At 63.9% G+C, this 12875-nt stretch carries 7 protein-coding genes; 4 read left to right on the top strand and 3 right to left on the bottom strand.

Annotation, left to right across the window (positions count from 1 at the left end; translation table 11 throughout):
• Positions 1-2 precede the first annotated feature (2 nt).
• The gene (locus AC07P1_RS24125) at positions 3-1298 is read right to left on the bottom strand and encodes a glycoside hydrolase family 28 protein (RefSeq protein WP_494698222.1); all 1296 of its coding nucleotides are present in this window, start codon (positions 1296-1298) and stop codon (positions 3-5) included.
• Positions 1299-1705: 407 nt separating this feature from the next.
• On the opposite strand from AC07P1_RS24125, the gene AC07P1_RS24120 reads away from it, so the two are divergent.
• The 3 genes from AC07P1_RS24120 (at position 1706) to AC07P1_RS24110 (ending at position 6886) form a co-directional block, all read left to right on the top strand.
• Positions 1706-4030, top strand: a complete 2325-nt coding sequence (locus AC07P1_RS24120; RefSeq protein ID WP_494698221.1) for a DOMON domain-containing protein — start codon at positions 1706-1708, stop codon at positions 4028-4030.
• A gap of 75 nt (positions 4031-4105) precedes the next feature.
• The gene (locus AC07P1_RS24115; protein WP_494698220.1) at positions 4106-5812 is read left to right on the top strand and encodes a phospholipase D-like domain-containing protein; all 1707 of its coding nucleotides are present in this window, start codon (positions 4106-4108) and stop codon (positions 5810-5812) included.
• A 99-nt stretch (positions 5813-5911) separates the two neighbouring features.
• Positions 5912-6886 (top strand): hypothetical protein, encoded by a 975-nt coding sequence (locus tag AC07P1_RS24110; RefSeq protein WP_494698219.1) that lies wholly within the window; start codon positions 5912-5914, stop codon positions 6884-6886.
• A gap of 104 nt (positions 6887-6990) precedes the next feature.
• On the opposite strand, the gene AC07P1_RS24105 is transcribed toward AC07P1_RS24110, so the two are convergent.
• A complete protein-coding gene (locus AC07P1_RS24105) occupies positions 6991-8502 on the bottom strand; it encodes a YifB family Mg chelatase-like AAA ATPase (protein ID WP_494698218.1) in 1512 nt (503 codons plus the stop codon).
• Between the two features lie 271 nt (positions 8503-8773).
• On the bottom strand, positions 8774-9334 hold the full coding sequence (locus AC07P1_RS24100; protein WP_494698217.1) for a prepilin-type N-terminal cleavage/methylation domain-containing protein: 561 nt from the start codon (positions 9332-9334) through the stop codon (positions 8774-8776).
• Positions 9335-9908: 574 nt separating this feature from the next.
• On the opposite strand from AC07P1_RS24100, the gene AC07P1_RS24095 reads away from it, so the two are divergent.
• Positions 9909-12869 carry a TonB-dependent receptor gene (locus AC07P1_RS24095; protein ID WP_494698216.1) on the top strand — a complete coding sequence of 987 codons (2961 nt, stop codon included), beginning with the start codon at positions 9909-9911 and terminating at the stop codon, positions 12867-12869.
• Positions 12870-12875 lie beyond the last annotated feature (6 nt).

The following is a 12875-nucleotide window of genomic DNA, read 5'->3' as shown; positions in this document are numbered from 1 at the left end:
GATCATTGCCGGGCGACTTTGACAGGCCAGGCGTCGGACCCCTCGGGGAAGGGAACAAAGCGCTTGCCGCAGTCGACCGCGCGCGCGTCCGGCGCGTTGAGCTGGCCGTCGAGCTTGATGGACGAGGTCTTGACCGGCGGGTTGCCGTCCACCACCACATCCTTCAGCGCCAGCCGCAGCGGATGGGCGTCGTCGTAGCCTTGCAGGATCACCTGGCCCGGCGTCAGGCTGTGCACGCTTTCCATGCGCACGCCGGTGTACGACGGGATCAGCTGGCCGGCCGGGCCGGGCTCGTAATTGGTGTCGATATACAACGGCCAGCGGTTGTTGCGCAGGCAGACGTTGCGGTAGACGATGCCGCCGACCCTGCCGCCGCGCCGGTCGTTGCTCTTGATGCGCAGGCCGGAGGTGGTGCCGTCCATGTCCAGGTCGTCCACCAGCACGTTGCGCACGCCGCCGTTGGTCTCGCTGCCGATCGACATGCCGTGGCCGCTGTAGAAGTGGTTGTGCAGGATCGAGATGTTCTCGCTCATGCCGTTGTTGCCGGCCTTGATGGCGACGTTGTCGTCGCCGGTGCGGATGTAGCTGTGGGCGATGGTCACGTTGCGCGAGGCGCCGGGATCGATGCCGTCGCTGTTGCGCGCGTCGTGCGGCGTATCGATGCGCACGGCCCAGGCGGTAAAGCCGTCCACCTTGTTCAGGGCGACATGGAAGTTGGGCGAGTTGCGCAAGGTGATGCGGTACATCGTGAAGTCGTGCGCGTTGTCGATCTGGATCAGGCGCGGCACGTTCTGGCGCAGCTTTTCCTTTTGCGCGCGGCGGGCGATCTGCCACCAGGTCTCGGGTTTGCCGTCGATCCGTTGGCCGCCCTGGCCGTCGATGGCGCCGTCGCCCATGATGCCCGCGCCCCGGGCGCCGTTGACGGTGATGAAGGGACGGCAGCCCTTGCCTGCCGCGTCGAGCGTGCCGCAGGTTTTTTCGCCGTTGTCGAACAGCATGGGATTGGTGCTGGCGTACAGCGTGACGCCGGCGTCCACCACCAGGGTGACACCGCTGCCGATGGTCAGCGGGCCGGCGGTGAAGGTGACATTGCTCTTGTCGCCGCCCGCCGCCAGGTGGACCGCGCCGCCCTGTGTGCACTGGTCGATGGCTTGCTGGATGCGCGCGGCGTCGTCGCGGCCGGCTGTTGCGGCTTCGGCGGTCACGGTCGCGCAGGATGTCGGCAGGGTCGGCTCGCGCACGTCGCGCGTGTCCTGCGCTTGCGCCAGTGGCTGGACGCACAGCAGCGCGGCGGCCATGGCTGATACGAGGAAGGACGATGGAGGAAATACTTCAACAGGCCGTTTTCTCGGGCCTACATTGGCGATGCGCATGACATGTCTCCAGTTATAGGCGCTGCTTCGGCAGCGCTCACTGGAGTACCTCGCGTACTCCGCGCCGATAAGACGAGGGCCACGCGGAAATGGTGGCCGAGGTCGCTCGGTGGGTTGCTTGATTCGGAAAAAAGATTAGCAGATAAGAATGAGCGAAACCATGCTTCCAGGTTCAGCTGGGAAGAATCATTACGCGGATTGGTTGATTTCACAATGACGCTCATGTCCAACTGCGAGCGATGCCCGTTCAAAAAAGTTCTCAAAAAGATATTTCTTTAGTTTAAACTACCGCCCGCGCAGCGCGATTGGCTGTGATCGATTTGAAGGTGGCGGTGGATCATTTAATCAAAGTTTTGAGCAATGTCCGGATCGGTTTCGGCACGCTGTTTCTTTCCGGTCTGGCCGCCACGTGCGAAGTCCAGGCGCTGGAGTTCGAACAACGCAAAGTTTTGCCGTTGCCGGCGCGCCTGATCGATCACACGTCGCCGGTGAAAATCGACGGCGCGCTGAACGAGGACGCCTGGCGAAACGCCCGGGAGTTCGACACCTTCCACGAATTTCTGCCCAACAGCGGCAACGCCGCGCCGGCCGCGCTGCGCACCACCGTGCGCTTGCTGATCGACGATGGCGCGCTGGTGTTCGGCATCCGCGCCTGGGACGCCGCGCCGGAGAAATTGCGCGGCTCGCTGGCGCGGCGCGACAAGGTCGGCACCGACCAGGACTTCATCGGCATCTGGCTCGACCCGACCGGCCACGGCCGGGCCGCCCAGTTTGTGCGCGTCAACATCGCCGGCGTGCTGAACGACGGCATGTACCGCGTTGACGAGGACGAGTCCGATCTGGGTCCCGATTTCCCGATCGACGCCGCCGTCGAGCGCCTGCCCGACGGCTACAGCATGGAAGTGCGCTGGCCGCTGTCGAACCTGCGCTTTCCTTACGCCGACGGCAAGGCCTGGCGCGTGATGATCGAGCGCAACGTGCCGCACGCCGGCGGCCTGCTGCTGACCAGCACCCCGCTGACCACCGACACCATCGGCCACATCGGCGTGATGCAGGACATCGACGGCATGGGCGGCACCGTCGCCGCCGTGCGCGACCGCAGCTTTCTCGACATCAAGCCGGAGCTGACCTTGCGCTCGAACAGCGATACCGACGGCGCCGGCCGGCAGCGCGCCAACAAGGGCAGCCTGGGCCTGGAGATCAACGCCCGCCCGCGCGCGGACATGGTCTTCAACGCCACCTTGAACCCGGACTTCTCGCAGATCGAGATCGACGAGCCGACGTCGTCGGGCGCCAGCCGCATCGCGCTGAGCCTGCCGGAGAAGCGTGGCTTCTTTCTTGAAAGCGCCGACGTGCTGGGGTTGCCGCTGGCGGCCTTCTACTCGCGCACGGTGGCCGATCCGGAATGGGGTCTGCGCGGCACCTGGCGCGCGGCGCAGGCCGACGCCACGGCGATGAGCCTGCGCGACCAGGAGGGCGGCGTCGTGCTGCGCGGCGGGCCGTACGAGACGTCCGAGTACGATCAAACGCGGCGCACCCTGACCAGTTTGCTGCGCGCGCGCTGGCACGCCGACGGCGTGCTGCTGGGCGCCTTCGTCTCGCAGCGCGACTATGGCGACGCCGGCGGCAACCAGGTGTTCGGCTTCGACGGACAATGGCGCGGCGACGGCCGGCAGGCGACCTGGCTGCTGATGCACTCGCAGACCAGCGCCGGCTTCGTCACCGAACCGGTGGCGGACGTGGTGCGGGTGCGCCCGCGCAATGGCGCGTATGTGTCGGGCAAGTACACGCACCTGTCCGAGGGCTGGTGGAACGAATTGAAGCTGGAGGCCGTCGGTCCCGGCTTCGTCAACGACAACGGCTTCGTGCCGCAAACGGGCATCGTCAAGACCGACATCAACCTCAACCGCCGGCTGGGTCCGCAGCGGCTGGACGTCGCGGACACGCCTTTCGAGGCGTACGAAATGGAAGCGCACCTGGGGCTGCATGAGATCCGCACGGTGTCCGATGCGTTCTCGGGCCAGCAAGCCAACCAGATCGTCGAGCGCAAGCTGCAGCCGGGCATCTGGTTCCGCGCCGCGCGCCAGACGGATTTCTGGGCCAACCTCGGCTTCGACCAGCAGCGCGGGCGTCGCGAGGGACGGCTGCATGACGTGCCGGCGCTGCACTTTGGTCTGGAAACGTCGCCGCTGCCGTGGATCACCAAGCTCAAGTCCGAAGTGACCTTGGGCAAACAGCTCGACGTCGATGCCGACCGCGTCGGCCGGGGCGGCAACGCGCTGGTCGAACTGGGGCTGCGCTTCGCCTTGCCGCGCGGCTGGGCGATGGAACTGGACCAACGCGTCAACCGCGCTTGGGTGCAGGGAACGCTCGGACGGCCGGCCTTCGTCGACAATGGCTGGCGCTGGTTGGGCATGTTGCACTTCACGCCCGCCGATTCGCTGCGGCTGCTGGCGCAGAACACCTCGGCGGCGCGGCGCGACGACGGCGTCTCCGGCCTGGAGCCGTGGGCCGAGCGGCAGGTGCACCGCTCGCTGCTGTATCGCCACTTGTGGCGTCACGGACGCTCGCTGTCGGTCGGCTATTCGCGCGACAAAACGCGCGCGCCCGATACGGTGGGCAAGTCGCTGACGATGAAGTTCCAGTGGGAGATGTAAGCGGATTGACATGTTCCGGTCATAAGTCGCTGGTATGGTGGTTCCGCTACTTAAACTTTCGGCACGGAGGAACAGATGGGCCAAGTCCAACTGAATGTGTACTGCAACACCGATGACGCCTTCCTGATCTGGCGAGCCGACGAGTTGGAAAATTGCATAGGCTTCGCCATCGAGCGGGTATGGCTGGAAAGCGATGACGAGAACCGGCCGCTGCATCAAGCCGAGTTCCTGCTGAACCGTGTCGGCTTCGCCAAGGATGTCGGCGGCGGGCCCGATCAGCGGCAACCTTCGGATGTCTGGCCGTTTCAGCGCTATAGCTGGACGGACCACGAGGTGAGCTTCAATGATCGTGCCAGGTATCGCGTGGTTCCGATGGTCGGCAAGCCGGGCGCGCTGGAACCACGGGAAGAGTGGGCCAGCGCGTGGGTCGAGGTCCATGCCGTTCAGCCGGCCGGCGGACGGCTGGGCTGCTTCTTCAATCGCCCCATGGCCGCCTCGCGCTGGATGGCCAAGGTCGCCGCCGAGATGGAGATCGAGACCGGGACCGAATTGGTCGAGCGGATATCCGATATCTCCAGCGAATTCCTGCGCGATTTCTGCGGCGGCTCGCTGATCCTGGCGCTGCGCCAACTGTTCGACGACGCCGACCGCAACCCCAACATCAGCTTGTACGCGGCCCTTTTCGAGCTGGAGGACGAGGAGGTGACACAGCGGTTCTGCGACCTCGGACCGCGCGCCAACATCGTGCTGGCCAATGGCAGCACCAAGGTCTCGGAACCGGACGCCAACGCCGAGGGCAGGGCCAGGGTGCACGGGGCGGGCTGCGTCGTCATCGATCGCATGACCGCCGCTCCCGACAAGGTGGGCGCGCTGGGGCACAACAAGTTCATCGTGATATTGGACGGCGAACAGCCTGTGGCCGTATGGACCGGGTCCACCAACCTGACGCCGACGGGACTCTTCACGCAAATAAACAATGCGGTGCTGATCCAGAGCGTCGAGCTGGCGACCCAATATCTGGCGCAGTGGCGCCGTCTCGCCGAGGCGGGAAGCGAGGCGCCATCGACGCTGAAGGCCAGCAATGCGGCGCCGGCTGCCGGCATCTCCGTTCCTGCGAAAATCGAGCCGTGGTTCACGCCGACGGTCGGGAACGCCGATCTCAAACGTCTTCAAACGCTGGTCGAGGGCGCGCAGGACGGCATCTTGTTCCTTTCCTTCATGCCGGGGCCGAACGGTCCGGTGCTGGATATCTTGCAGGAGCGCGCGCAGGGCCAATTCGTGCGCGGCGTGTTGAACCGCTTCGTCGGCGGCGCGGACGGCGCGCTGATGGCGGAGCTTGTCGGCGCCAGCAAACTGGATCCGATGAACCTGGACGTGTTCACGCCTTCCGGCATCAAGCAGCAGTTTGCATTCTGGGCCAGGGAGTTCATGCGGGGCGGGAAGATTTCGGTCCTCGTGCATAGCAAGGTCATGTGCATCGACCCGTTCGGCGCGCATCCCGTGGTCGTCACCGGCTCGCACAATTTCTCGCAGATGGCGTCGGAGAGCAACGACGAGAATTTCCTGGTCATCGAGGGCGACCGGGCCGTGGCGGAGTCGTATGCGGCGCATATCATTTCGGTCTACGACCATTATCGCTGGCGGCAATACGTTGCTTCCACCACCGCCGCCGGCAAGCAGCCTTGGCAGAAACTGGACGACAAGGCGAGCTGGCAAAAGTCGCGTCTGAATTCGGCGAAGCAGCAGGCCGAATGGAAATTCTGGATGGGCGGATCGGACTGAATTGGCGGCCTGTTCGATGTATCGCTCCGTGGCCTGATCGCTGTCAAATTTGGGGCGAGGGCGGCTTCTATACTCGAGGCATAACCTCGGGAGAAGATCATGAAAACCACCTTGTCCGCAGCCACGCTGGCTGCATCTTTTATCGTGTCGCTGACGTACAGCCAGGCTGGTCTGGCGCAGCAGACCAAGGCGACTTTGACGCAAACCGGCACCAACAACAGCGCCGGGATCGAGCAGAATGATGCGGGGTGGCGCACCGAGGCCACGATCACGCAAACCGGCAATGACAATATCGCCGGCGGCGCGGCGGTGGAGGGCGGCATCGTGCAGCGGGACTCAAGGGGCGCGGCCACCATCACGCAAGATGGCAGCCGCAACCTTGCCGGCATCCTGCAGCAGCGGACGGTCACCCATGCCACGGCGACCGTCAACCAGGCCGGCGACGACAATCTGGTACTCATCAGCCAGGTGAGCAATTTTTCACCGGCGGTCGAAGCGCTGCAGGCAGGGACGCGCAATACCGCCTATATCAACCAATCCAACGTGGATAATCTCGTCCGGACCCGGCAGACAGGCACCGACAATGTCATCACCGTCGATCAGCATGGCGCCGCTTATGGTGGCCCCCTCATCACGCAAGACGGCATCGGCAACACGGTCGCCCTTACGCAGTCTTCGGACACTTTCACCGGCGGTCTCACCGTGTTCCAGGCAGGCATGCGCAACAATGCCACCGTGGTCCGGACTAGCAGCTCTCGCGGTGACGGTACGTCGATTGTGCAAAACGGCACCGACAACCGGCTTACGCTCACCACCAACGGCAGTCACAACCCCTCGTCCACCACCCAAAACGGCGACGCCAATACGGCGAGCGTCACCAAGAGTTTGAACTATAACGGATCGAACATCATGCAGACTGGAAATCTCAACGCCGCGACGATCGTGCAGAGTGGCGTGACGCTGTCGGGATTGCCGCCGTCGAATGTCGCAACGATTATCCAGGTGGGTGAGGGCTTCGTCGCCAGCATCGCGCAGGCCGGCAGCGGCAATGTGGGGACGATTTATCAGCATTGAACTGCTGATCGCTCCCGTCTGGCCTAAGGATAGGTTAGCGATCGCGCAGCGAATATCGCCGTAAAGTGCTTGCGCTGGGCACAGCCACTGACCTCCGTTAGTGGTTACCGGTCCCGCAGCGCCCGCCGATATTGCACCGCCTCGCCGACGTGCGCCTCGCCGATGCGCTCGGCGTGGGCCAGGTCGGCGATGGTGCGCGCCACGCGCAGGATGCGGTGGTAGGCGCGGCCCGACCATTGGAATTGTTCCATCGACGCCTTCAGGCGCGCCTTGCCGGGTTTGTCCGGTTTGCAGAACTGGTCGATCTCGCGCGTGGTCAGGTATTGGTTGCGCTTGCCCTGGCGTTGCAACTGCACCTCGGCGGCGGCCTGCACGCGGGCGCAAATGACGGCCGAGTGTTCGCCGTTGGCGTCCTCGCTGAGCACGTCGGGTTCGACGGCGGCCACTTCCATTTGCATGTCGATGCGATCGAGCAGCGGGCCGGAGACGCGGCCCTGATAGCGCTTGATCAGGTCCGGCGAGCAGTTGCAGACGCCGCTGATGTGGCCGTTGTAGCCGCACGGACAAGGGTTCATCGCCGCGATCAGCTGGAAGTGCGCGGGAAAGTCGGCCTGCCGCGCGGCGCGCGAGATGGTGATGTGGCCGGACTCCATCGGCTGGCGCAGTACGTCGAGCACGCGCCGGTCGAATTCAGGCAGTTCATCGAGGAAGAGAACGCCGCGATGCGCCAGCGAAATCTCGCCGGGACGCGGCACGCTGCCGCCACCGACCAGGGCCACGCCCGAGGCCGTGTGGTGCGGCGAGCGGAACGGCCTGCGCTTCCAGTGTTCGATGCGAAAGCCGCCCGATAGCGATTGCACGGCGGCCGCTTCCAGCGCTTCCTCGTCCGTCATCGCCGGCAACAGGCCGGCGAAGCGCGATGCCAGCATGGTCTTGCCGGCGCCGGGCGGGCCGACCAGCAGGATGCTGTGGTTGCCAGCCGCCGCCACCTCCAATGCGCGCTTGACGAAGATCTGGCCTTTGACGTCGGCGAAGTCGGGATACTCGGCCGGTACGATCAGCGGCGACGATTCGTGGCGCGACAACATGGACTCGGCCGATTTGGCGGCGAAGTGCGCGCACACCTGCAGCAGCGATTTGGCCGGATAGATGGCGGCGTCGGCGACCAGCGCGGCCTCGTCGGCGTTGGCTTGCGGCAGGATGAAGGCCAGGCGGCCGCCGTCGCGCCGGGTGGCGAGCGACATCGCCAGCGCGCCGCGTATCGGCCGCAGCTCTCCCGACAGCGACAGCTCGCCGGCGAACTCATACTGGTGCAGGCGCGAGGACGGGATTTGCTTGGAGGCGGCGAGGATGCCGAGCGCGATGGGCAGGTCGAAGCGGCCGGATTCCTTGGGCAGGTCGGCCGGCGCCAGATTGACGGTGATGCGCTTGGCGGGAAACTCGAAGCCGCCGTTCTGGATGGCGGCGCGCACGCGGTCCTTGGCTTCCTTGACCTCGGTGTCGGCGAGGCCGACGATGGTAAAGCCGGGCAAGCCGTTGGCCAGATGTACCTCGACGTTGACTTCCTGCGCGTCCATGCCGGCAAGGGCTCGGCTTTTCAACACGGCTAGACTCATCGGTTTCCCCTGGCTGGTGGCGCGGATCAAACCAGTATAGGAAGCGGCGTGGGAAACGGTTTGCGGGCGAGCAGACGGGCGCGCATTGGACCGTCTCCAACCCCGGGGTCAGGTCCGACATTCGGACAAATGGCGAAAAATGCGAACTTTTTTGCGGTTTAAAAGTTCCGCAATGTCCGAATGTCGGCACTGACCCCGAGGGTTGGGTTGCGGCGTCAGTCGGCGATTGCGCCTGCTGCGCGGCCGGGCGATTCATGGCGATAAGGAGCACCTAACATCCGGTGACAACAGCCCTCACCTCGGGAACACCGGTGCCATTGTAGATATATCGAACGGCGCACTGGTCCGGCGTGGGCGCGTTTTCTATCCGCCATCCGGCGTCGTTACCCTGTATCCGGGTATTGCCCCAGCCATAGAAGGTGTAGCCGTTGCCCGGCACCGCCACGGTGTTGCGGTAGCAACCGCCACCCGGCGGGGCCGTGCCTTGCTGGGTCGCGCCGATGCCGTCGCACCATCTGTCGGGATAGCCGTTCCAGATCCGTACCGAGGTGCCGTCCCCCAGGGTGACAAAGGTGACGTCGGCGATGCCGCTCGCGGTGCCGACTCCATGGAGCATGGTTTGCCCCCTGACCATGCTGATCGCGCTTTTCACCGAGCCGGCCAGGGCGTTGATGGACGCCGCCCGCGCCGATGCGCCGCCATCCATCATTCTCGGCAAAGCGACCGCCGATAAGATGCCAAGAATGACGATGACGACGATCAGTTCGATCAGTGTGAAACCCCGGGGAGGCCGAACGTTCGCCGGCTCTCTTCTGTTTGGATATTGGCGCATAACAAAAATTTATAAAAAATAAGCAGGCATCGCGGCAGGGCTTAAATTTTCCATAAGGAAACTTAATCTGAGTATATACGTATTTATTCTCGGCCGGATACAACACTGGTGACGGGTCGCCGAAATACCACGAACCTCGACAGTGCGGCGTGGCGGACCCGCCACGGCGCCGCGCGCGCGCCGGCGCCGATAGCCATCGCCGGCGGCAACGCCATGCCGCGCAAGAAAAAAATAATCGAAAAAGAATTCAAGCCACCAAAAAGGTGTGCTACGATCCGATCTGTTATCGATAACACGTTGTCGATACACCCCGGTCTCCCCGGGTCTTGTTTTCTCAGTGTTTGTCGTGGCAACGCCGGATACTGCTTTGCCTCCAGTGGAGCTTTGTCCCCGTCGCTCTTGGCCGGCGGCCTTACAACCGCCGGTTTTTTTTACTGTTAGAAAAAAGAGACATGCCGATCCGCAAGTGTCGAACTGTCGTACAATGTAGTGGAAGCCTGTTATCGATATCATTTCGGCGGAGCTTCTAAAAACGGGCACCAAGCCCGTATAAAACAATAACGGAGATCATTCAATGAACAAGCAAGTCACTGTCGCGGTACAGGTGTCGGCGCTCGCGCTCGCCGTAGGGCAGGGGTTACTGGTGGCGCCGTGCGCGCTGGCCCAGGAGCCGGAAGTTGTCGTCGTCACCGGTATGCGCGCCAGCGCCCGTTCCTCCCTGGCCATCAAGCGCGATTCGATGGAAATCGTCGATTCCATCACCGCCGAGGATATCGGCAAGCTGCCCGATCCCAACGTCGTCGATACCCTGACCCGTGTCCCCGGCGTGCAGGGCTACCGCTACGGCGGCGAGGGCGCTTCGCCCGTCGGCACCGGCTCGGGCCTGGTGATCCGGGGCTTGTCGGGACAGACCGCGTCGCAGGTCAACGGCCGTGCCTACTTTACCGCCGGCAGCCGCGAATACAATCTGGAAGGCGCGATTCCGGCCATGATCGCCGGCGTCGACGTGTTCAAGAATCCAAGCGCCGAGCATATCGAGGGCGGTATCGGCGGACTGGTCAACGTGCGCACCCGCAATCCGAGCGATTTCAAGGGCCTGACGGTGTCGATGGGTATCGCCGGCAAGTACAACGACCTGGCCAAGGAAACCGAGCCGGAAGTGTTCGGCCTGGTGGCCAACCGCTGGAACCTGTCGGGCGGCGCCAAGATCGGCCTGATGGCGGCCGGCGTCTATCAAAAGAGCACCGGCCGCTCGGATAACAACCCGGCCAATGGCAGCGCCAACTTCAAGCGCGCGATCCGCGCCGACAGCCAGGAATACGCCAACCTGGCCGCGGCCAACACCAGCAACAACCGCGGCCAGGCCAGTCCCGCCTACGTGGGCCGCACCGACGTCCACTTCCTGACCGGCGTGCCGACTTTGCCGACGTCGGCCACCGTGGGCGCCAACACGCCCGATCTGCGCGGACTGACTGCCGAGCAGGCGAGCAATGTGATGGCCGCGCCCACGCTGACCAACAACGTGTTCCAGGAAACCATCATGCGCGAGCGCAAAGGGTTGAACCTGGCGGCCGACTACCGCGCCGACAACACCTTACGCGTGTTCACCGAATTCAATTACACGTTCTACGAATATCACCAGAACTATCGCGGCCTCAATTCGGTCGACGGCGCCAACGTGCAGAACCTGCAGACCACGCCGTTCGCCTTCACCGAGGGGCTGGCCAACCGCAACAGCAACGGCGGCGCCAACGATGTGCTGGTGGGCCAGCGCCTGCGCAGCGGTACCTTCCTCAATTCCGGCGTCAGCACCACCGGTGGCGACGAGCGCCGGCCTTACACGACCTGGATCGCCGCCGGCGGCGTGGACTGGAATCCGACCGAGAACCTGGCGCTGAAATGGGACGTGAACTACGTCAAGGCCACGCAGAAGCAGGACAACCGTTCCGTCAATCTGGATTCGGCGCCCGGCCTGGGCTGGTCCACCAGCCGCGTCGCCGACGGCTCGCCGCACCAGTTGAACTTCGCCGGTCCGAGCCTGACCGATCCGGCCAACTTCGTCTACCGCGACTACAACAACGGCACCAACGTGAAGTACGACGACAGCGGTTACGCCAGCGCCCTCAGCGCCGCCTACATCGTCGGCGACGGATTCCTGCGCCGCGTCAAGGTTGGCGGCCGCTACGCGCACCAGGAAAGCACCTTCAACAATTACACCTTCAACGGCCGGCCGCTGACCACCGATGGCGCGGCGCTCGCCGCCAGCCGCTCGAACGCCATTTCGGTGGCCACCGTCGGCCAGGTCGAGCAGTCGCCGACCAACTTCATGAAGGGCGAAACGGGTTACTCGGGCGGCTATCTGGTGTATTCGCCGGACCGGTTGACGGGCAACCAGGTGGCCACGCAGTTCCCCAACGCCGGCATCCGCCAGGAGGGCAACTATGTCGAGAACCTCGACGCGCGCCGCGTGATCAGCGAAAACACGCTGGCCGGCTACATGATGGGCGAGTTCTCCGCCTTCGACGACCGCATCGTCGGTAACGTCGGTGTGCGGGTGGTGCGCACCAAGGGCAAGGCGACCGCGCGCACCATCAACAACCAGACCACGCCGACCAGCTATCCGGAAATCTTCCGCGAGACCTCGTACACCAACGCGCTGCCGTCGCTGAATGTGACCGGCTACATCACGCAGGATTTCCTGGCCCGCTTCGGCTACGGCAAGGGCATGACGCGCGCCGGCCTGGATCAACTCAATCCGAGTATTTCCGTCAATCCGGTCACCGGCACCGGCAACGTCGGCAATCCGGACTTGCGGCCGCAGACGGCCAACAGTTTCGACTTCTCGCTGGAGCGCTATTTCAGCAAGTCGAACTATGTGTCGGCGGCGATCTTCGACAAGGAGATCAGCGGCTTCTTCAACGGCATCACCCAGTGCCAGGCGGTCGCCACGGCCGTGCCGTACAGCGGATCGGCCGACAACGGTTGCACCGGCGGGCAGTATTCGGTGACCAAGTCGGTCAATTCGGAAAAAGGCTATGTGCGCGGCATCGAGATCGGCGGCCAGTACTTCCTCGACGCCTTCGACGGCATCTGGAAAAACTTCGGCGTGGCCGGTTCCTATACCCACGTCAACACGTCGAACCCGGTCAACTTCGGCACCGCGTCGGCGCCGCGCATCGTCGCCACGCCGCAGCCGATGCAGTCAAAGAACAGCTACAGCATCTCCGGCTTGTACGAGGACAAGAAGCTGTCGGCGCGCCTGGTCTACACCTGGCGCTCGGAGGCGATCCTGTTCGGCGTGTCGGCCAATCCGATCGAAGCACGATACATGGATTCCAACGGAGTTCTCGACGGTTCTATAAACTACCAGCTCACCGATGAGTTTACCCTGTCGTTGAACGCGTCGAATATACTCGACAAGGCAATCAACCGTTATGTCGGCGAACCGGGGACGTATCAGACCAGCCTGGAACGCCAGCACTACGGCAATGGACGGACCTTCAGCCTGGCACTGCGCTACAAATTCGGCAAATAAACCGGG

This window comes from Duganella sp. GW821-FHT07F09, from assembly GCF_059418705.1.
Note: the sequence above shows the minus strand (reverse complement) of the source record. Positions and strands in the feature narration are given on the sequence as shown.